Here is a 21973-nt window from a genome sequence, read left to right on the forward strand (position 1 = left end):
CTTGTGTTGATAGCAAATGGATCATATACATTGATTTTAAACAATATTCAAATAAAGATTTAACTAAGGTAAACGTTTTCCTTATGGAGTTATTATAATAACTCATTTTTATAAAAGTCAATCTTTTATTTGTAAAAAAAATGAAAGAAAAAATAGGTTTTTCTGAATGACTCACTAATTAAAGTATACACGCCAGTAAATTCCCACTTAAACAGGATGAATAAAATAAATTTTAATTCATCCTCTTCAAGGAAAACGTTTACTCAACAACCTACATTTCGCTGATTGTAGACCTTGTATACTTCTTTCATAAAAGGAAACCCTAATATAATCGAAATACCGTATGGAGGATTTTCTATGACTGACAACGATCAGGAGAGCGGAGCATTACCGCAGGTTCCTGAGCCAAACTGGAGAGGTTTTATTGATTTGCCGGATTTTCCTTCTTTAGATAAGAATATTCATGTAGACGTGGTTATTGTAGGTGGCGGTATTACCGGAATCACATCTGCTTACCTTTTAGCAAAGGAAGGCCTGAAGGTTGCCGTTTTAGAGGCAGGGAAATTGCTGAACGGCCCAAGGGGAACCATTACCGCTAAAATTACTGCCCAGCATGAGCTAATATACGATGAACTCATTCGCCATTTCGGAAAGGGTAAGGCGCGGTTATACTACGAAGCCAATATAGAAGCCCTAAACTTCATCAAAAAAACCGTAGAACAACATCAAATCCATTGTGATTTCAGCCTGCAGGACGCTTGTATATACGCTGCTACGGATCAATACGCACGCAGAATTGAAAGGGAAGCAAAAGCTTATGAAAATATCCGTATAGACGGTGCGCTGATTGACACGATTCCTTTCGAGATAGATATACAAAATGGGCTGATTATGAAAAACCAGGCTCAATTTCATCCCATTAAATACCTGGCCCACCTTATCCGAATTATCACGGAAAAAGGCGGACTTTTCTTTGAAAACACTACGGCCGTTAATATTGAAACTGGTAAGCAGCCAACCGTTCTTACCCGTGAGGGGCGACGTGCCACGGGCAGCTACGTTCTGGCCTGTTCTCATTTTCCATTTTATGAAGGACTGGGGTTTTATTCTACAAGAATGTATGCGGTTCGCTCCTATGTTCTGGCGGCCAAGACAAAGAAAGCATATCCTGGCGGAATGTATATTAGTGCCGACCAGCCGACACGTTCACTCTGTTCTGCAACGATTAATGGAGAAGAAATCGTGCTTATTGGCGGTCAGAGTCATAAGGTTGGCCAAGGAAGGAACACGCTGGAACATTATAAGGCCTTAGAGACCTTTGGCCAGCAGGTTTTTGGTTTTGATAAAATGGTATACCGCTGGTCGGCCCAGGACTTGACCACCCTTGATAAAATGCCTTATATCGGCGAGATAACTCCAGGCCAGCCAAATATCTTGATTGCTACCGGTTACCGGAACTGGGGAATGTCTAATGGGACTGCCGCCGCTCTGCTCTTTCGGGATATCATTTTGGACAAAAAGAATGTTTACCAAGATTTATATACACCTTCGCGATTCTATGCACATCCAAGCCTGAAAAATTTTCTAGTAGAGAATGCTAATGTAGCTGCCCATTTAATTAAAGGAAAACTTGATTTACCTGCTAAGAGTGCTCAAGACTTATCCAACGGTGAAGGTGCCGTAATTACTGTCAAAGGACATAGAAAAGGTGCTTATAAAGATAAGGAAGGAAAACTGTATATTGTAGATACAACCTGTACCCATATAGGATGTGAAGTCGAATGGAACAACGGCGACCGTACCTGGGATTGCCCATGTCACGGCTCCAGGTTTTCGTATACAGGAGAAGTAATTGAAGGTCCAGCTGAAAAACCATTGCAGCAATACGATCATCGTATGCTGGACAATCTTACCTCAGAAGATTCCGGCTATTAACGGTTGATGTTACCGCAGCAGAAGCAATTCGCTGCGGTTTGCTTTTTTTCAGATACCGGTGGCAGACAAGTGCCTGCCCACCATTATTTTCTATATGGAACTCCTGCTAATAAAACAGTGGCAACAGGGAACTCTAACAAAGATATTGGGTGTAACTTACTGAGAAGACAGCCGCTTTTCGGTATTTTTTACTATATTCTGATCACATTTCTAAAACAAAAATTTCACTGTATTACACTGATATCGAAATGTAAAAACAGGAGCGTGAAATAATGAAAGTAGTGGTAACAGGTGCAGCAGGAAAAGTTGGCCGATGGACTGTAAGAACTCTATTAGAAGCTGGTCATGACGTTATTGCTACAGATAGAAAATTAAGGGAAGAATCTGAATCAAAAAAATTTATCCAGGCCGAATTACGTGATTATGGCCAGGTCTGCCAGCTTTTAGCAGGGTGTGATGCAGTCGTGCACCTAGGGAATATTCCTACCGATGTGCGGAATACATCCCAGGCCATATTTGAAAATAATATGCTTGTTAATTTTAATATCCTTGAAGCTTGTAAAGACCTTAAAATCCCTAAGGTTGTGTGGGCATCCAGTGAGACTGTTCTGGGATATCCTTTTGTTGCAGAAGATCTAAGTTACCTGCCTGTGGACGAAGAACACCCTTCCATCGTGAAGTCTTCATACGCAATGGCAAAACGGCTGACTGAAATCCTTTCCGAAATGTTCCACAAGCTTGCGAACACACAAATTGTGGCGCTTCGCTTTGCCAATATGTATGAGCCGGATGAATACGAGAAAATCCCTATCATGCACTGGAGTGAAGAAGGACAAAGGGATGTCCAAAAGAAAAATGCGTGGGCCTATTGTGATGTCAGGGACGCTGCAAGAGCCTGCCTGCTTGCAATCGAAAAGGATAATTTAGGATTTGACATATTTCATATAACGGCACCAGATACCATTTTCCCAGAAACTAGTCAGGAATTAGTGGATAAATTTTTCCCGGATGTCTCTTTAAAGAGGCCTGTAGAAGGACATGAGACTCTCATGGCCATCGATAAAGCCCGGAAGGTCCTTGGCTATGAACCGCGTTACACATGGCGCAATGTTCTCAATAGTGATGGTAAAACCAAGGCACTGCCGGAGGACCAGCTTGCTTTACTAAATACGGATATATAAAAGGATCTTAATAACAAACCGGTTCCAGTTTTGCACTGGATGAAACAAACTGAATATGAAAACTTGGATAAAAGAAAGCTCCCTCTCCTAAATAAGGAAAGAGTGTTTTTGAAATGGCAAAAAGCAATGGGGGATTCACTATCCCCATTGCTTTTTTAAATATCATAATAATTTATATTTATGCTTAAATCCATTTCGAGTATCGTCTTTGCCAGCTGGTTCCCGGGATATGGCCCCAACCTTAAACCGGACGCCCCGATCCCATCTGCCAAGGCAAATGACTTCACAGCACCTGCTTGTTATCCGTTGAAGCTTTTTGTCTTATCCACGCAGAATCGGCAATGTACAGCAGCGAAAAGAGCCTCCGGATTTAATAATCTCTGTGATATCAACCTCAATTACATGATACCCCCGCTCCCTGAGGCGATTGTTTACATCATGATTTCCCATCAGACTAAATACCTTTTTTCGTCCAATTGAAAGTACATTTGTTCCAAGTGTAAATTGCTCTTTTTCAGTTACTTCAATTAAATCGAATCTTGATGAAAGCATATTTACTGTAATTTTGTCAATGGCTTCCGGGAAAATTAATGCTTCTTCTGGTGAAATAATATTAAAAACACAGTCTAAATGCAAATATCTTTGATTTAAAGAAATAGGGAGGATCTCGTATCCCGGTAATAAACGCGTAAGTTCTTGAATAGATGCTTTATTTGTTCGACTGCTGATCCCGACATAGAGATTTTGTCCATCAACGATGACATCCCCGCCTTCAATCGAATCTTCGCTTAGGGCGTGATAAGAAATTTGCTCTGACTCAAGCCATTTTTTCAGCTCATGTTCCTCTCCCTGCCGGATGTCCGCGGCCATTTCAGCAGTAAAAATATTTTGGCCGATTGTAAACCCGATGTCTCTAGTAAAGACTTGCTCCGGATACTGTTTAGAAGGCGTAAGCTTAATCACCTCTATTCCGTGTTCATTAAGAAGCTGACAAAACTGATTATGCTGCTGTATTGCACGGTCAATATTAATATTTTCATGTTTATAATATTTTTGCGTTTCATTAATCACATCCCGTATAGTCATAAATTGAGGCTCGCATAAAATCACTCGGCGCAGTTCTTCATATTCACTGTTGCATTGTATATTCCCAAATTTTTTTGACAATATTTCCATGATTAACTCCTCTTAAAACGTACTGTTTTATGTAGTCTTCCCTTTTGTTAAGTATTCATAAATAAATGAAATAAAATTAGAAAACCATCCACTTTGAGAAGAAGTAGATGGTTTTTACTAAAACACCGTATAAATTTCCATGTTGTATTAAACCCTCCAACCGCTGTCCTGCAAATCCCAACACAAAAAAGCTTATTCTCGCTGAATATATGGCAGTGCCGACCAGCTTACACGTTCACTCTGTGAGGTATCTCTCTTGAAAGACAAAAAGCAATGGAAGATCAATTGTCCCCCATTGCTTTTTGAACATCATAATAACTAATATCGATATTTATATCCATTTCGAGCGCCATCTTTGCCAGTTGATTCCCGAGATATGGCCCCGTCGTTAAACCAGAAGCCCCAAGCCCATTCGCTACGATAAGACCCTCCCAGCCAGGGATAGGACCTATCACCGGAAGGAAATCGGCAGTGTAGGGACGAAAACCAACCCTTATCTCCTGAAACGTACTATTCGATAAACCAGGCGCTGCTTCTAAGCCTTTGTCCAGAAGTTCCTGCATCCCGCCTGCCGTGATGCGTGTGTCATAACCGTCTACAGGATCTTCATGAGTCGCCCCTATGACAACCCTCTGGTGATCAAAAGCTAAAAGATATTTATTAGAAGGCGGCATTACGACAGGCCATGTGCTTGTGTCCGACGCTTCCGGAACCTCCACATGCAAAATTTGTGCTTTTTGAAAGCTTACTTTGAAATCAATGCCTAAAGGTGCTAACAGCTGATTTGCCCAGGCACCTGCACAAACAATCACCTCGTCAGCCGAATAGCTTTCATTGCCAACCGTGACTCCTGTTACCCGGTTCGCCTCGTATTGAAGTACAGCATTCCCCGTTACAAGGATGGCACCGTTTCTTTGAGAGGAACGCAATAGCGCATCGCGCAGCGCACGGCCGTCCACACGGGCACCTCCGCTCACATAAACAGACTGGTATTGTTCAGAAATATATGGAAATCGATCCCGGGTTTCTTTTTCATCAAGCAACACAGTCTCACCGATTTCCGGTGCATCTGCTTTTCGTGTTTCGGCACGCTCTTCCATTTTTCTGATTTTTTCTATGTCGTGATGGACATTGAGAGCGCCGACCCGGGCATAGCCCGTTTCTGTCTCGCCTTCCCTTTTCAGTTCTTCGATCAACCCAGGGTAAAAACGTGCCCCTTCCTTTGCGAGCTGGTACCAGGCCTTGTTGCGCCGCTGCGACAGCCAAGGGCAGATAATGCCTGCAGCTGCATCGGTCGCCTGTCCTTTATCTTTGCGGTCTATAATCAGAACCTCAGCACCCAGTTTCGCTAATTGATAAGCTGCTGATGCCCCGAGAATTCCTGCTCCCACTACTATAACCTTTTTCATACACACAAACCTTTCCATCATCATGAACGTTTCATTCCTGTTATGTATTATAACTTATCGCAAAGGATTGTATAAAGAAAGCGGCATGTGTCTGGCTGCGAAACGAAATGATCCTGCTGGTGTTCTGTTTACTATTTGCTTTATGGTTTGTAATCTGCTTTAAAGATCCCAGCTGCGCTAACCCTGACACTCATTCCTAATTATGGTAACATGGAAATATACTTAAAGGAGGGATGGATCATGCATAAAGTTCCAGAGATTACACTCAATGACGGGCTAACATTGCCGGTTATAGGCTTGGGTACATATGCGCTTAACGGGAATGCAGGTGCCAGCGCGATCCAAAATGCCATTCATGCAGGTTACCGGCTTATTGATTCTGCGTATAATTATGAAAACGAAGGAACTGTGGGCGAAGCGGTTAAGCGCAGCTCTGTTCCAAGAGAGGAATTGCGAATTACCTCTAAACTGCCGGGCCGTTATCAACACTATGACAAAGCTGTCACAACCATTCAAGAATCTTTATATCGCGCCAGCCTCGATTATTACGATTTATATTTGATTCATTGGCCTAACCCGAAGCAGGATTTGTATGTAGAAGCGTGGCAGGCCTTAATTGACGCTCAAAAATGGGGGCTTATTCGTTCCATTGGTGTCTGCAATTTCCTGCCTGAGCACATTGAGCGCTTAGAAAAAGAAACGGGCGTTAAGCCAAGCGTCAACCAAATTGAGCTGCATCCATTTTTCAATCAGGAGCAGCAAAGAAAATGGCATCAAGAGCATAACATTGTGACAGAATCCTGGAGTCCATTAGCCCGGGCAAATCATCTGTTAGAAAATGAGACCATTCAGCAAATGGCCCAGCACCATAACAAGTCCCTTTCACAGATTGTCCTACGCTGGCATTATCAGCTGGGAGCCGTTTCTATCCCGAAATCCGCTTCTTCTGTGCGGCAAATTGAAAACATCTCTATTTTTGATTTCTCTCTCGATGAAACAGAAATGAGCCTGATTTCAGAATTAACCCGCCCTGACGGCAGAATTAACAATCAGGATCCCGCTGTATATGAAGAATTTTAAAGAAAATGAAAAACAGGAGAACTGATTGGTTCTCCTGTTTCTCTATAGATTCCATTACGCTCAAGAGTTCTTATTCTTCAAGCAGGCCCTTTATCCGCTCGACTTTATCTTCCATTTTACGCTTCTTATCACGACGGTCATCGATTCGAATATTTGTACACACTCGGGCAAGTCCTTTTTCAAAAGGGACTTCGTGCATCGCTTGAATCACCTCAAACAATTTAGGCAGATCGCCTTCGATGATCGTATTCATGGGTGTCAATTGAAAACGTATCTCCCCTTTTTCCTCATATTCCTTTAATACTCTTTGGATATCTGCCACATAGCTGCTGACACTTGGTGTTTGTGTGCCAACAGGAATAACCGTTACATCAACGATTGCCATTTTGTTCACCAATCCTTTTATGTATTTCAATCAAGAAGCTAACTGACATCTATCCAATATAGACAGACGCTTTTACCATTATAACTTATAGTCATATTAGCTTGTAAAATTTCTAATAAAAGGCCCACAATCCGTGATGCATCAAGGTTGAATGGACTTTGGCTTAATTTGCACTTTGTAGTTTCCTGTATTCTCCCCCATTATTCTGGGGGAATATGTGTGGGGACATTAATTCCTGGACAGACGCTCTAAAAAAGAGTCCTTACATGGACTCTTTTTCTTTTACTATACATAACGTCTTCAGCTTCCTTTCTTCTCAAGCCAAATATCCTTTTTCCAAGTATGTGCTTACTTATCGTGTTTTTACAAATAGAAAATCCTTTTGTTATCTTTGAACAAGGGAATCGATAATATGAAGAAAGAGAAAATGATTACGGCGTGTCCGCGTTGCCGAGAGGAAATACAGGAGACTGATCATATAGGTGTTCAGGAGAACGATTGTCTTTCTCTTTAAAAGAACCGGAAGTTTCATCCTGGTTGATCCACCGATCAAGAGATGACGGAGTCAGACCACATTTATCAATAATGGCTCGTTTCGTTTTTCCATTCTGGTATAGCTGCACCATTTGCTTTTTGAACTCGGGCGTGAATGTGCGGCGTTCTCGCTTTGTCCTAGTTGGAGCTCCTCATCTGTTTTAGGACAAGTGTACGTGACCTTAATTTTTCTGTCCAGATAAGTGTGGAGGCTCCAGCATGCTCTCACGGAGGAACGTATTGCCTTCTGGGAGATCCAAATGATGGGCATTATGTACGGAAAATCTCCTTCTCTTTTATGATATATAATTTTTTAACAATTCGGCGCTAGAGCTCTTTTTTCTAAAAACTGCCCAATCAGAAGAAGGAATATTAGAGCAGCTGTATGACACCCTGGAAGCAATTAGATACAACATAAAAAAATAAGGTATAAACATGTATTATTTTATAGTATTTTTTGTCCTTTTTTATTATTGTATTAGTAGTCCTTTTAAACAGACTTATTATAGGAATTACTGAAAAATTGAGGTTATTACGTTGAACATTCTTTTCGAAAACTCTGATACCTACTTGCTAAATGTTTTTTTAGCTTATTTTTGTTTCTCTATTTATTTTAAGTTTCTTGAAAGAGAAACCAGCAAGTTTACAAGCACGCTTGTCATTACGTTTGTTTGCGGGGTTTTTACTATTTTTTGTATGAGCTTTCCTATTACCATTTTCAAAGGAAATCTTATAGATTTTAGGCAAGTTCCTTTAGTTGTAGGAGCATTATACGGAGGACGTAAAGTTGCCTTAATTTTGACAGGGATTTTGTTAGGTTACCGCTTGTACTTAGGGGTGCCTAATTTTCATATAGCCTTCCTCCTTTATTCTTCTATATGTGTTTTATTGTTTCTCGTCATTCCTTTTTTTAGAAAGGTTGATTGCCTAAAAAGAAAGCTGTTAATTGCTGCGGGCACTTCCGTAGTTAGTGCATTAATTACATCAATAGCGGTTCCGCTTTTATCCCCAGCAGTTTTTACCTTAGATTATCTTTTATTCATCGTGATTGTTGTCATACTTCAAACTACCGGGGTCTTATTCTTCGTATTGGCTAATGAAAAAGCAAAGAAGAATAAAATCCTTTCTAATGAGATAAAAAAACTTGAAAAGCTAAAAACCGTTAGCACAATTGCTGCTAGCATTTCTCATGAGGTCCGTAACCCTTTAACTATTACTAAAGGATTTCTTCAACTGTTACGTGAACCCAACCTCTCAGATAAAGACAAGACATTTTATATAAATACAGCCTTGGAGGCATTAGAAAAAGCTGAGGCTACGATCACGGATTATCTTACGTTTGCAAAACCTTCATTAGAAAATATAGAGATATTAGACCTTCACGAACAATTAATAAGCCTTAAAAATTTTATTGAGCCTTATGCTGCTATGAATAATGTAGTAATAGAAATGAAGTTAGAAGAAGATGTTTATATTTCTGGTGAAAAAGAAAAGGTTCATCAGTGCCTGATAAATATCTTAAAAAACGGAATTGAAGCAATGCCCCAGGGCGGAAAACTAAAAATTAGTTTAAACCGCCTTGGTAATGAGGCTACGGTCACTATATCAGATACAGGAGTCGGAATGAATAAGGAGCAACTTGAGCGTTTGGGAACCCCCTTTTTTACAACTAAAGATATAGGCACTGGACTGGGAACAATGGTTGTATATAGCGTTGTAAAATCTATGGGCGGTAATATAACTATTGATAGCAAACCAGGTAAGGGCACACGCTTCTCCGTTGTTCTTCCAGTGGCTCCAAAGTCGATTTAGCCGACCTGCCCATGATCTAAAGCATAATTATGACAAAGATGGCTGGGCTTGCAAAAGATAAGTCACAAATAAAAAGTAATTAATAAAGAAAAGCCGTATCAGTCATTACACATTACACTGATATGGCTTTTACTTATAACTGTGGCGATTAAATTAGAAATGGTTATTAATCCAATTTATAATATCCCTCTGTACTTCATCCTTATTAATTTCATTCAATAATTCATGACGTGAATCTTCATATAACTTATAACTTACATCTTTAATGCCAACCTGCTTAAATGACTCAAAAGCTTCTAGTACTCCTTTTCCATTTTTCCCTCCTACAGGATCCTTAGTTCCGGATATCAGGAAAATCGGAAGATCTAAAGGAACGGAACGCATATTTTTTTTATTATGTACTGTCTCAAGACCACTAAGGAAGTCAAAGAAGAAACCCGTGGAAAAGATCCCTCCGCACATAGGATCCTCAATATATTTGTCCACTTGCCTCTCATCCCTGCTCAACCAATCAAATTCTGTTCTATTTGGCCGGAACGCTTTATTGAAACTCCCAAATGTAAGCTTGTTTAGCAACGGGCTAGGTGTCTTGCTTCCATTCTTCTTCTTTTCCCTAGAGGCAATCATGATTCCGATTTTCCCCATTATTCCCGGGTTTCCTCCCGTTCCGCACAAAACTACGCCTGAAAGCTTGTTTCCGAACAACTGAATATATCGCCTCGATAAAAAAGACCCCATACTATGGCCAAACAAAAAGATAGGGACACCCGGATGCTCGTTTTCCATAATAGTGGTCAAGGTACGCATATCCTGAAAGACTTTTTCAAACCCACGCTCATCAGAAAAATATCCATAACTATTTGCCATTTTTGCCGTTTCACCATGACCACGATGATCATTCCCATACACAAAGATATTTTGAGCAGCCAGCTCCTTTGCAAAGGAATCGTACCGCATAATATGTTCCGCCATACCATGAGCTATCTGAACAAGGGCTTTCGGCTTTTATTGTTCTTCTTTTATCCATTTACTTGCGAACAAATCCATCCCATCGTTGGATAGAAACGTAAACGCTGATTGCTTTACCAATGTGAACTCCCCCCTTACTTTTACCTTTTACGGTTTTATAAATCGCTTCTAACTGTAGGTGACCTTTATTTTTGTACGATAAAGAAGAATGCGCAAAAAAAAGATTCGATTAAAACAATCCAACATTATAGGTTTATTCTATGTAAATCTCCTAGTTTCCTACACAATCCTAAACTTGTGTTTTAAATACTATCCCTTTTTGGGCAATTTTTTCATTTACGACGATTCTGCTTAATGAAAATTTATCTACAACATAATAGTGGTAAGGATTTGCTTATGAGGTTTGTCATCTCCTAAGACGTTCGGGTGATCAAACTGAGTTGCCCTTCCCTCTTGTCCAGCCGCAGGAATGGCAGGCTAAGACATTCACCCTTCACTTCTGTATATAACACCACGACAAGGCTCTCTGAAAAATAAAAAAGCAGCAATACTACTAAAGTATCACTGCCCTCTAATCATTATTTTTTAGAATTATTGTGCTTCACCACGATATTTTGAGAAGTAGTGACTGAGTTTCCTGCACTGTCTACAGCTTTGTAAGTAACGGAGTCAACACGCTGACCATTACCGCTTTTTTCAGCCCTTACTAAGAAGTCTGTATCAGGTTTACCAAATTCTGCGCCTTGTACATCTTGGGTAGTATTCCCGTCACCTTTCCCATTATCCGATTGGTTACTTACTATTGATATTAATTCGTATGAAGCAACGCCAGATAAGTGATCGTCTGCTTTTACAATAGCACTTATAAGAACCAACTGATGATTTCTATCTGTGACAACTGATTGATCAAGAGAAACATTTAAAGTCGGTGCTGTTTTATCAATTTTCACTTCAATTGATTTAGGATTTTCAGCGTTGCCTGCATTATCTATACTTCTGTATTGAACTTTATTAATTCCTTCTTCACTGATAGCAATGGCGTTAGGATATGTCGACCATTCACCTTCGTTTATTTTGTATTATATGGTTGCAAGACCAGATAGATCATCTGTAGATCCAGGTGTTAGTTTTATATCAGTGTTATACCATCCATCTTTTACCGGGCCAATCGTTGTTATAGGAGCTGTTTTGTCTAAGTTAACCTCAAAATTTTATACGACTCTACGTTACCTGCGCTATCAATACTTCTATACTTGTCCAATGCTATAGTATTTGAAAGGCTGTGATGCCATTCTTCTTATATAGCTAGCGTCTGTCCACACGAAAAGGAGAATATGACAATGAAATCAACAAAATCGAAAAAAGAGCCGGAAGTTTCGTTCTACACAGATAAAAAGGGTAAAAAGAAATGGCGGTTCTGTTATCGGGATTATGATTCGCTTGGAAATCGAAAAGAAAAGTCTGGCCAGGGCTTCACTTCCGAGAATGCGGCTATCCGAGCATTACTGCAGGTTAAGACGGAGATTGTTAATGGTAACGTCAAAAAGTGGAAGTTGATCAATTAACTGTAGCCGAGTGGATGGATCAGTGGTATGAAACCCGCAAAAACGAGTGGAAAATTTCATCTCAGATTCAGCGAGAGTATATTATCAGGCTTCACATAAAGCCGCTTCTCGGCAAATATCGTCTGCAAAAGTTCGATAAAGCCACATACAAACGTGACTTTATTAACAAGCTGTCAAAATCACATGAGCCTAAAACAGTCCAGTTGTTTCACGGAATCTTTAAGATAGCAGTAAATGCAGCAGTAGATAATGAGATCATCCCGCGCACCCGCTTTTCTAACATCACGATTCCGGATATAAAAAAAGCCTAGGTATAACTTTTTAACAGCTGATGAATTAAAAATATTTATTGCTGAAGCCAAACAGTTAGATAGCCAGACAAATTATACAATGATTCTTTTACTCGCTTATACCGGACTTCGACTAGGTGAATCGCTAGGGTTAACGTGGTATGATATTGACTTTGAGAAAAAGACGTTAACTGTCAATAAGACACGGGATAGATACGGAACAAGAACACCCAAAACAAAGCGGAGTTATCGAACAATCCTGGTGGATGATTTTTTATTGCAGCATTTAGCTGCGTATCGGACCTGGTGTATGAAAACAAAATTCCGATACGGATTACATTTAAAAAACGATGATTTTATTTTTATCTCACCCATTAGTAGAAAGCCTGTTTCAGACCATACGTTGCAGTACTGCTTTCGCTCTCTTTGCAAGAAAACGGGGTTAAAACAGGTTTCACCGCACGGTTTACGCCTCACACTGCGACTATTTTAATTAGTCAGCGAATTCCTGTTAAGACTATCCGCCGATCGTCTAGGCAACACGCACAAATGGTTTTGAACATTTGCGGGCATTCAGTCAAAGAACTGGAAGAAGAATCCGTACAAGCTTTTGGAAGTCTGATGAATATGTAAATAGGGGAATTTTTGGGGGAGCTTTTAAAAAAGGCTCCCTCTATCCCTTTATTTAAAGGCATTTAAATGCTTACGCCTTGTTATAACTTACAGCGCAGGAATGGATAAATAAAGGGAAGTACGCTTCACTGCAATCTATTTTTGCGCCAAACCGTATACTCCTGTCATGCTGGAAAACTAGCCTTGCAACACATTTTTGGCTGCCAGGGTAAATGGACAAAATACCGGGAATAGTAATAGAGAATACAACAAAGAAACGTACTAATTGCAGTGTAAAAAGTTAATGCTTACTGAAAACAGCTAAGAGTGTTGTTTCAAGGTCTCCCTGACTCAAAGCAGAGGGTTTATTTATTTCACATTGAGATGCAGCAGAAGTTCCTGTTAGTCAGTACGAAAGGAGTACGATACATGGATCTCACCAGCTTCTATGATTTTCTATCTTTTTCAGTCCCTTTTTACGTTCTTCTGTTTTATGCGATTTACAACCGTTCTGAAAAAAAGTGACTTGATAACCAATAACCATTTTTAAGCAGGCAGCTTCTATATGATTGTTCTTACATGAGGTAAAGGAATAAGAGGATGATCCATATTAGTCGAACCAATATGGACCATCCTTTATTAATTATAGGACTTTGTGTAAGAATGTCATAAAAGAAAATGACCAACATAGAATCAATATTGTTCAAAATTCACTTTCTAAGGAGCGGGTAGAATGAGCGTATTATCCACATCCTCAATAAGAGCAGCAGTAGACCAGTGCATTGAAGCATGTTTAAAATGTGCTAGAGCTTGCGAAGAGTGTACAACTAACTGCTTAAAAGAATTGGATATTCAAACAAGAACCAAATGTATCCAAACCTTACAAGATTGCGCTCAAGTTTGTTTACAGGCGGCATCTGTTGCAGGCCGCAACAGCCCATTTTCTCAACAATACTGCCAGCTTTGCGCTGATATTTGTGAAGCATGCGCAGAAGAATGCGCAGCGTTCAAAGATACCTACTGCCAGGAATGCGCTCAAATTTGCCGTGAATGCGCAAAAGCTTGCAAAAATATAGCTTCCTAACGACTAAAAATCTTTTTTTGAGGGAATGTTTCATAATGACGGGAAAAAGTGTGCCTTAACTATCAATAAGCTTACTTGTATGTCAAATAAATAGGCAGAAGCTGTAATGGCCAGTTTAGTTTCTCTATAAAATAATCATGAAGTGATCTTTCATTTAGTGAAAGATCACTTTTTCTATTTCTATGTCTTTATACATGAATCAGCCCCTGACAACGTATGTAAATTCAAACAGCAAGGACTGTCCTGAAAATCAATAAAAATTGGCTTTTTGGACAGCCCTTCTTTCATAAAACACATTAACCTTTATGCTGCGCTCAATTTATAGATTTAGACTCACATGTATGTGTGCATATTAAAGCCTATATATCTTTCCAAAATTTCTGGGCGATTCATGTTTTGGCTGTGTGTTTTAATCGTTACCCTTGCGTTTGATTTCATTCAACGATGGTTTAACGGGTTCCAGCTCTTTTATATCAGCCGATATGAACCGGTCACTTGGCTCGTCTTTTTTCGGCTCTAAATAGTTCTCCTGCGGATCTGCATTAGGGTTACGTACTTCTTCATTCGTCTCAATCGATTCAGTTAAAGACTTATCTTTGTTTGCCATTATCTTTTAGCTCCTTCCACACATCAAACTAGCTCCATACCATTGCATTTTTATCCTAAACTGTCGAAGATGTAATACTTCATCAACACAACTGCTGCTAAATTGAACACACATGTAGCTTTACCAACGTGGGCTGTATTCATGCTCACTGGATAAATCACGAAGAATGCTGCTGTACTTCTTTTTCGTTTTTTAAATTTCTATTGAAAACACGAGCCTCTTTTACCACCTGAGCCCTTCTGTACTTCCTGAAATGAACAAACTGCATTATCTCGGTTTTGGCTTGGCATAGCGAGCCGGCTTTTCACTTAAAGAAACAGCCGGCTCCGCACTTTATTTTTGATAAATCATTTGCAAAACGTTGAAATAACGGTCGTAATGACGCTCTCTTAAAAGCGCTAAATACGTCAGTGCCTCGTCAAACGTAACGTGCCAATTTAATTTGTAACGATCATAAAACGTCAGCGGATCAAGATGCACAGCATCTATAAATAATTCCAACGGTTCTTTTCCGGATAGTCTTACTACTGCCGATTCCGTCCAGTTTTTTAATGATTCACTCCGTCTCTCATCCACGAGTGTATTCAGAACGAGCCATTCAAGTCCATTAATACCCGCCTTCAACTTGTCCTCTATAATTTCATTTTCAGCCTTGTAAGCTGCTTCAGACCGATTTACGTACTCTCGAAAGCTTTCAATCATTTTATCTCCTCCTACACTCGAATTTCATTTGTTACATTGCAGCCGCATAACATTAGACCCGTCACGTAACCAGCGATAAGGCGATTCGTTGATCAACCACTCTCATGTACTCAAAACACTGGACAATGTCTGGGTTCACACGGACTTATCCGCTATAAAAGAGATACGGTACCCGCTTTTCCTTCATGAGCGGACCAATTATTTCTCTTTACCTTTACCAACGTAACCTGCATTTGTAAACACCCGCATACTATTCAAAAAGAGAGCAATTAATCCGTTTTGCTATTTTTCCTTCAGAGAGGCTTCACTAACCGATGCCGCTTTTGTCGTAATTTGACGCACAAAAAATGTAGGGATATCACTTACTTTGTAGGATAATAAAAAAAGAAAGGTTCATAGATTATTGCATGTCCTAACGGTCTGATTAAGCAGTTATTTTCCATTGTATACATAAATTGATGAGCAACAGTAGGAAGGAGTAAAAGAAGTGATTAACGTATTCTCTGATCTTCAAATCTTATTGTTAAATCTATTTTTTATTTTCCTTTTTTTCTTTGTATATCTTAAGTTTATTGAAAAGAAGATTCATCAATTAACAAACAAGCTGTTAATTTTTCTGGCCTCTGGAAGTGCTATTGTCTTATGTATGACGTTCTCGATCCCAATTGGCCCTGACCTGTTGATCGATATGCGTTACGTCCCCTTTATAGTCGGTGCTTTTTATGGCGGCCGCAGAATTGCCTTTCTTTTGTTTTTCATTTTAATTACTTATCGTTTAGGCTTTGGCAGTTCCGGCTTCTATATCAATTTAGCTGGCAGCACAATCTTGTTTATTTCTCTTTGGTTTACAGTTCCTTTTTTTGAAAGAGCCGTTAACTTAACAAAAAAAATGCGCTGCGTTACAGAAGTTGCTTTTCTTTCAGCGCTCTTTACAGGGACAACACTTAGTTTATTCGTTTCAAACATCATGAATATAAAAGATCTTTTGTCTTTTATCGTATTCCTATACCTTCAAATAGCTGGCGTTCTGTTATTTGTTAAATTTATCGAGAAAGCAAAAAATGACATAGCCCTCGCTGAAGAAATCAGAAAATTTGAAAAGTTAAAATCAGTGAGTGAAGTTGCTGCAAGCATTTCCCATGAAGTAAGAAACCCGCTTACCGCTACTAGAGGGTTTATTCAATTACTGAGTGATCAGAATCTTACCGCTGAAGAAAAAAATCTTTATATCTCCATCTCTCTTGAAGAATTAGACAAAGCAGCGTCCGTTATTACCGATTACCTTACATTTGCTACACCTTCATTAGAAAAAATAGAGATGTTGGAATTGAATAAAGAATTGGACATGATCCTAAAAACCGTAACGCCTCTTGCTTTGGCAAACACCGTAGAGATTGATATCCAAAAAACAGAAGCGATCTATGTTGCCGGTGAACGTGAAAAATTCCATCAATGTCTGATTAACCTTGCAAAAAACAGCATTGAGGCCATGCCTCATGGAGGAAAATTAATCATTAAGCTGCAGCAGCTGAATGGAAAAATAGTTATGACAGTTGAAGATACAGGGGTTGGCATGACAAATGAACAGATCGAACGGCTTGGAACCCCTTACTTTTCAACAAAAGTAGACGGTACCGGACTTGGCACAATGGTGGTTTTCAGTATTGTAAAAGCAATGATGGGTGAAATTAAAGTGGACAGTAAAATAGGCAAAGGCACTTGTTTTACGATCCTTTTTCCGGCAGTTGACCCCTCCCATTCTTCTACTGAGCAGCCTCCAGAGCAAGTCATCAGCCTGCCTGTCAGTATAAAAGAAAATACTTCTCCTCTACCTGCTTTTAAAGCAGGTAAGTAAAGGAGCGAACAATTATTGCTCTGTAAGAACGTAAAAAGCTCATGATTATCAACCGGATAATCATGAGCTTTTTTCATACTTATTTAGCAGTTTGGCCAAACTTTTGAATCGCAATTTAAGTTGAGTTGTTCTTACCGCTTAGATTCTGCTGACTAATGGGGACGGAATGTACACCACCTGTTTGATGCACCTGGATAAATGAAAACGAGAAAGGAGAATCAATCCCCGCTTCCTTCGGTGTACTGATCGGATCAATGTTCTTTCCAGCTGCCACTCCCTTATTCTTCCGTTAAGCAGCCTGTCTCTTTTAAAAAGGAAATGACGCTTGTCTTCCTGCCGTCAAAGAGAGTGTATAACCTTTTCCATCGACAAAACGAACTTAAAAAGTGCACATACGTAACCATACATTTTTGCAAAAATAAATGGGATACATTATTTTTCATTATTTTCGTTATGTTATAGGATCATCCACTTTGCTACAGGAATATATTCTTCTTTTATTAACCATCCTGGCTATCCGGTATACAAAAAAATTCCCAAAAACCAACTTGACTAGTAGGGATAGTATGAATTAAAATGTTTATATCATTTAGAAAAACCGACTGGATCACCAGAGGCTCTTGTTTATAACAAGAGCCTTTTTATTTTCTGTAAAACGAATAAAAGGCAAGGAGGAATTGAGATGATTCTCCGGGAAGCAGTAGAAAATAGACGTACGGAATTAATTAACAAACTCATTGCTTTTGGTGTGTTTAAGATTAATGAAAAGCATCTTTTTGAAAACTCTTTAGGTGAATTAGAAGGTGAATATAATAAATTTGAGGGAACTCAGCATCCGCATAGCCAACTCGGATCTATCCGCTGGTTCAATAAAAAAGCGAACAAAATGAATTGAATGTTTTGTTCAGTGAATGGCTAAGCTTTCAGGATGGTAAAGAGTCTCGGCCTTTACAATGGAGTCTTTTCGTTTATTTCTGTGCCCGGCGATTGCTATATCAATCAAAATAGGATGGCTATGCGCCATCCTACTTCTTTTTTAAACAAACATATATGAATGATAACCATACATCTTGTTACATTTTTACTGTTAAGCCCCTCATTCAACGTTCTTTTCTGCTTAACTGTTGTTATTTTTAACCTGTCACGATGGTGCCTGCAGGCAGAACATGCCCAAACATCTCCTTATCAAAAACAAAGCTTTCTGAACTTCCCAGGGGTGATGCCTCCTGTTGATTGCGAGAATGCTTTAATAAAATGACCTATCCCATTAAACCCACATTCAATGCTGATCTGCTCGACGGTCAGGCTGGTTTCCACCAATAAATTTTTAGCCTGAATCAGCCTGTAATTTAAGAGATATTGATGAGGACTGGTTCCTATATATTTTTTAAACGTGCGACAAAAATGATACGTGCTTAAATTAGATATTTCACTCAACTGCTCGACCGTAATTTTAGAGGAGAAATGTTCACCAATATACGCCAGTACAGCTTGAATTTCCGCTGGTATGTTTACAGCTTTTACGTCTCTTTTTTCAAACGTACTGCGGGTGCTTTCTAATAAATGGCCGAGCAGCTCATAGATTTGAAGAGAGATTTCAAAGTCTATTTCCTGTTTTGATGCGATAAGAGATAAAATATGAGGGATATTATTTTTTTCAGCAGGCAGTTTGAACACACATCCCTTTCTTTTATATAACTCGTTATACATATCCTGCGTATGCTTTCCGGCAAAGTGAATAAATTGGAAGATTGTTTCTTCCGCTGCGTGATAGTGATTTTTTTCTTTACAGTCCAAAAGAACAATCTCACCTTTGGAAGCTGTAAAGGATTGGCCTAAATAGTGAAAATGCATGGATCCCTTTTTGATATAAAAAAGGATAAAAGACTTCATGTAGTCACGTGTAATACTGTATGGAACATCTACTATATATTCACCGCCCCATAGAACATAATGATAGAGTTCTTTCGTTAAAGCGGAAGGTTCATAAAAATATAATCCCTTTTTTGTCTTGATGCCTGGTTCTACTTTTGGAATATAAAAATTCATTTTTTCACCTCTTACACATTGTCACCCTGATTGGACATCATTGTTTTTTCAGACGGGCTTAAAAGATAATGATACGGGACCAGGTGAATAGTTTTATTTTAACACGGTACATTCACCTTAGGCACTTTTTAAAACGTTCTCATCCTTAGCTAAAAGGGATTCAGTAAATAAAAAACAGCACCAAACCGCAATTTTTAAGCAAGATTTTGCAGAGTCGAAAAGGAACAGATGTATTAAACTAAAAGCGCATACAAAAATCAAAACACGTGAAGTGTTAATAAAAGAATAGATGAAATCTATTTCTTATCAGGAGGAATACCCATGAAATTAGCATTCAACGAAGGAACAACGTTTGAAAGCGCTTCTCTACAACAAAACCTAGATTACTGTGAAAAACACGGTTACGATTTTATTGAAATTCGCTCAATCGACCAGCTGAAAGATTATTTAAAAGAGCATACATTGGACGATTTAAAAGCATATTTTGACACCCATCATATTAAACCGCTTTCTTTAAATGCACTGTGCTTTTTCAATAACCGCACCAAAGAAGATGAAGAAGCCGTTATCGAAGAATTCAAAGAGTACTTAGAGATCTGCAAAAAAATTGATTGCTCATATATTTGTGTCGTGCCTTCTAATATTGATGTAACAGAAAAAGGAAAAACATTAACGGAAGAAGTAAACGAAAGCTGTATCCGTGTTTTAAGCCTTCTATCTGATTTAGCAGAGCCTTATGGAGTAAAGATTGCTCTTGAATTTATCGGAATTCCGGAAAATACAGTGAATACGTTCGCGCAAGCATACCAGATTGTAAAAGCGGTTGATAGAAACAATGTGGGTCTTGTATACGATACTTTCCAATTCACTGGAATGGGGTCAAGACTAGAAGATGTAATAGATGAAACAGCAGAAAAATTATTTATTTTCCATATTAACGATGTAGACGGTTTTCCAGTTGGCCAAATGCGCGATACAGACAGAGTATGGCCTGGACACGGTGTCATTAATTTAGAAGCACATTTGAAAAGATTAAAAGAATTGAATTATGATTTCGCCGTATCCGTTGAGCTGTTTAGACCAGAATATTATCAAATGGATCCGGAAGAAGTCATCAAAAAAGCAAAAGAAACGACATTGGAAGTGTTGGAAAAGTACTATTATTCATATTCACGCTCTTAAAGACTCTTGAAATAATCCAAAAACCAAAAGGGAACTTGGTATATTTTCTAAGATCCATGTTCTATAACCGGATATATTATACTCCTGGTTAAACGAAATAAAATAAAAGCAGCGGGTACAGCAGGTGTCTTTTTCCACTTCTTGCTTCCCTCTGCTTTTATTTAAAGTAATGTTCATAATATGAAGCACGGCACGATGATGTTATTTCCTCACCCTGTCTTTTTCTAAGCTGCTGCTTCTGCCATAAATTTCTTCATATAATTCTCTGCAGTTGCTGCCAACGTTAAATAACATAAACAAGCGCCCTTTTATCAATAGGTCCGCTCCCTGTGTATGATACAGGGGACAATACACCTTTCAAACAGCCTTATTTAGTCTCACTTGCTTCATTTAAATAGCTGTTCTTGTCTATAACCTTGAAAAAAACAAAGAAGTGCCAGCCCTTAATAAATAAGGAATAGCACTTTTCTTACTGGTAATTATAAATAATAGTTAAAATACCGAGTATCTCTTGCTAAAAATTATATTCCTCTATTATTTTCTTTGTAATCAGCTCATATCCTTTACTGTTCGGATGCAATTCATCACTAAAGTAATCTGTGCTCTTTTCCTTCAGCAATCCATTTGTTGCAATGAATTTGACGTGCGGATATTGGCTGACCACATCCTGACTCAGCTTGTTCCACTCTGTAATTACTGCTTCAATTTCTTTAGAATCAGGATATGGGTTATACAGACCCAGAAATAATACAGGTGCATCTGGATTTTCTTTTTGAATGATCGATAAAATGCGATGAAGATTATTCCGATAATCCTTTTCGGCCCGCTGAATCCGGTCTTTATAAAGTGGATTCAGATCTCCACCGTTGCTTTCAATTAAATCATTTGTTCCGATGAAAATGGTAAAATACTCAGCATTAGAAAGAGTCTTTCTCACATCCGCCTTCCTCAGCTGCTGCTGCAGTCCATCCGTTTGCTGACCGGGAATACCATAATTGTAGACCGTCAGGGGGACTTTATTCTGCTTATTCAGCACTTTTTCCAGATTGTCTGCATAGCCCTGTCCTGCCTGATCTCCAATACCATATGTCAGCGAATCACCGAGCGCCACCAGCTCTTCACCTGCTGATGGAATCTCCGCCTTGTTCTCCTCTTCCCGGTGTAATAAAAAAACTCCTGCAACAGCAATAAGCACTGCAACAGCAACAGTCGTTATCTTTGCTTTTCTCATCAAAAGAACCCTCCTAAATTACATGGAATTCCCTTTATGTCAATGAAGTAAACTGATTAAATCTGGAAAAGTAAATGCCTTGCAGTTCATCCATGCTATCTTTTCTAAGCTGCTTTTTCTAGCATAATTTCTTTAAAGAGCTGCAGTTGCTCGTAATACTGAATAAAATAAAAAAGCCCCCTCCCTTACTAACCAAGGAACGGCGCTTGTCTTTTATTCAAGATCATAAAAAAAGAGGACAGCTTCCGCTGTCCTCTCTGCTTTTGCCTGGCGGCGTCCTGCTCTCACAGGGGGAAACCCCCAACTACCATCGGC

General features: G+C 39.1%; 20 protein-coding genes and 3 pseudogenes. 11 read left to right on the forward strand and 12 right to left on the reverse strand.

What is annotated here, in order from left to right:
- Positions 1–357 precede the first annotated feature (357 nt).
- A complete protein-coding gene (locus L2D08_RS20170) occupies positions 358–1935 on the forward strand; it encodes an FAD-dependent oxidoreductase (protein WP_242236583.1) in 1578 nt (525 codons plus the stop codon).
- Between the two features lie 272 nt (positions 1936–2207).
- Positions 2208–3116, forward strand: coding sequence for an NAD-dependent epimerase/dehydratase family protein (locus L2D08_RS20175; RefSeq protein ID WP_242236585.1), 909 nt, complete (start codon positions 2208–2210; stop codon positions 3114–3116).
- A gap of 321 nt (positions 3117–3437) precedes the next feature.
- On the opposite strand, the gene L2D08_RS20180 is transcribed toward L2D08_RS20175, so the two are convergent.
- Positions 3438–4292 (reverse strand): dimethylarginine dimethylaminohydrolase family protein, encoded by an 855-nt coding sequence (locus tag L2D08_RS20180; RefSeq protein WP_242236586.1) that lies wholly within the window; start codon positions 4290–4292, stop codon positions 3438–3440.
- Between the two features lie 281 nt (positions 4293–4573).
- Positions 4574–5701: an NAD(P)/FAD-dependent oxidoreductase gene (locus L2D08_RS20185; protein ID WP_242236587.1), complete on the reverse strand. Its 1128-nt coding sequence runs from the start codon at positions 5699–5701 to the stop codon at positions 4574–4576.
- 240 nt (positions 5702–5941) lie between these two features.
- On the opposite strand from L2D08_RS20185, the gene L2D08_RS20190 reads away from it, so the two are divergent.
- Entirely contained in the window at positions 5942–6781 is an 840-nt protein-coding gene (locus L2D08_RS20190; protein WP_242236589.1) for an aldo/keto reductase, read from the forward strand.
- 70 nt (positions 6782–6851) lie between these two features.
- On the opposite strand, the gene L2D08_RS20195 is transcribed toward L2D08_RS20190, so the two are convergent.
- A complete protein-coding gene (locus L2D08_RS20195; RefSeq protein ID WP_242236590.1) occupies positions 6852–7166 on the reverse strand; it encodes an MTH1187 family thiamine-binding protein in 315 nt (104 codons plus the stop codon).
- Positions 7167–7597: 431 nt separating this feature from the next.
- Positions 7598–7819 (reverse strand): annotated as a pseudogene (locus tag L2D08_RS24585) (transposase); the annotation flags it as partial.
- Between the two features lie 418 nt (positions 7820–8237).
- On the opposite strand from L2D08_RS24585, the gene L2D08_RS20200 reads away from it, so the two are divergent.
- Positions 8238–9512: an ATP-binding protein gene (locus tag L2D08_RS20200; protein ID WP_242236592.1), complete on the forward strand. Its 1275-nt coding sequence runs from the start codon at positions 8238–8240 to the stop codon at positions 9510–9512.
- Between the two features lie 153 nt (positions 9513–9665).
- On the opposite strand, the pseudogene L2D08_RS20205 reads toward L2D08_RS20200, so the two are convergent.
- From L2D08_RS20205 to L2D08_RS24590, 3 genes and pseudogenes are all read right to left on the reverse strand, one after another.
- Positions 9666–10505, reverse strand: a pseudogene (locus tag L2D08_RS20205) (lysophospholipase); the annotation flags it as partial.
- Between the two features lie 554 nt (positions 10506–11059).
- Positions 11060–11431, reverse strand: coding sequence for a hypothetical protein (locus L2D08_RS20210; RefSeq protein WP_242236596.1), 372 nt, complete (start codon positions 11429–11431; stop codon positions 11060–11062).
- Positions 11432–11434: 3 nt separating this feature from the next.
- A pseudogene (locus tag L2D08_RS24590) lies at positions 11435–11554 on the reverse strand (OmpL47-type beta-barrel domain-containing protein); the annotation flags it as partial.
- A gap of 267 nt (positions 11555–11821) precedes the next feature.
- Between L2D08_RS24590 and L2D08_RS24370 the strand changes: the two are divergent.
- From L2D08_RS24370 to L2D08_RS20220, 4 genes are all read left to right on the forward strand, one after another.
- The gene (locus L2D08_RS24370) at positions 11822–12046 is read left to right on the forward strand and encodes an Arm DNA-binding domain-containing protein (RefSeq protein ID WP_309241432.1); all 225 of its coding nucleotides are present in this window, start codon (positions 11822–11824) and stop codon (positions 12044–12046) included.
- Positions 12028–12357, forward strand: coding sequence for an N-terminal phage integrase SAM-like domain-containing protein (locus tag L2D08_RS24375; RefSeq protein WP_309241433.1), 330 nt, complete (start codon positions 12028–12030; stop codon positions 12355–12357). Before L2D08_RS24370 ends, L2D08_RS24375 begins: the two co-directional genes overlap by 19 nt.
- 37 nt (positions 12358–12394) lie before the next feature.
- Positions 12395–12829 (forward strand): site-specific integrase, encoded by a 435-nt coding sequence (locus L2D08_RS24380; protein WP_309241434.1) that lies wholly within the window; start codon positions 12395–12397, stop codon positions 12827–12829.
- A gap of 852 nt (positions 12830–13681) precedes the next feature.
- Positions 13682–14032 (forward strand): four-helix bundle copper-binding protein, encoded by a 351-nt coding sequence (locus L2D08_RS20220; RefSeq protein WP_242236598.1) that lies wholly within the window; start codon positions 13682–13684, stop codon positions 14030–14032.
- A 409-nt stretch (positions 14033–14441) separates the two neighbouring features.
- Here the strand turns inward: L2D08_RS20220 and L2D08_RS20225 are convergent, their stop codons facing one another.
- A complete protein-coding gene (locus tag L2D08_RS20225; protein ID WP_242236600.1) occupies positions 14442–14639 on the reverse strand; it encodes a hypothetical protein in 198 nt (65 codons plus the stop codon).
- Positions 14640–14972: 333 nt separating this feature from the next.
- Positions 14973–15341: a hypothetical protein gene (locus L2D08_RS20230; protein ID WP_242236602.1), complete on the reverse strand. Its 369-nt coding sequence runs from the start codon at positions 15339–15341 to the stop codon at positions 14973–14975.
- 487 nt (positions 15342–15828) lie between these two features.
- On the opposite strand from L2D08_RS20230, the gene L2D08_RS20235 reads away from it, so the two are divergent.
- Complete coding sequence (locus L2D08_RS20235) at positions 15829–17196, forward strand: ATP-binding protein (RefSeq protein ID WP_242236603.1); 1368 nt, start codon at positions 15829–15831, stop codon at positions 17194–17196.
- Between the two features lie 115 nt (positions 17197–17311).
- Here L2D08_RS20235 and L2D08_RS20240 read toward each other — a convergent pair whose 3' ends face one another.
- A complete protein-coding gene (locus L2D08_RS20240; RefSeq protein ID WP_242236605.1) occupies positions 17312–17470 on the reverse strand; it encodes a hypothetical protein in 159 nt (52 codons plus the stop codon).
- A gap of 408 nt (positions 17471–17878) precedes the next feature.
- Here L2D08_RS20240 and L2D08_RS20245 point away from each other — a divergent pair, with 408 nt between their 5' ends.
- On the forward strand, positions 17879–18091 hold the full coding sequence (locus L2D08_RS20245) for a Fur-regulated basic protein FbpA (RefSeq protein ID WP_242236607.1): 213 nt from the start codon (positions 17879–17881) through the stop codon (positions 18089–18091).
- Between the two features lie 290 nt (positions 18092–18381).
- Here L2D08_RS20245 and L2D08_RS20250 read toward each other — a convergent pair whose 3' ends face one another.
- Entirely contained in the window at positions 18382–19245 is an 864-nt protein-coding gene (locus L2D08_RS20250; RefSeq protein WP_242236609.1) for a helix-turn-helix domain-containing protein, read from the reverse strand.
- 321 nt (positions 19246–19566) lie between these two features.
- Here L2D08_RS20250 and L2D08_RS20255 point away from each other — a divergent pair, with 321 nt between their 5' ends.
- A complete protein-coding gene (locus L2D08_RS20255) occupies positions 19567–20427 on the forward strand; it encodes a sugar phosphate isomerase/epimerase family protein (protein ID WP_242236611.1) in 861 nt (286 codons plus the stop codon).
- A gap of 514 nt (positions 20428–20941) precedes the next feature.
- Here the strand turns inward: L2D08_RS20255 and L2D08_RS20260 are convergent.
- Entirely contained in the window at positions 20942–21658 is a 717-nt protein-coding gene (locus tag L2D08_RS20260) for a DUF459 domain-containing protein (protein WP_242236613.1), read from the reverse strand.
- Between the last annotated feature and the right edge of the window lie 315 nt (positions 21659–21973).

This window comes from Domibacillus sp. PGB-M46 (assembly GCF_022668875.1).
GTDB lineage: Bacteria > Bacillota > Bacilli > Bacillales > Domibacillaceae > Domibacillus.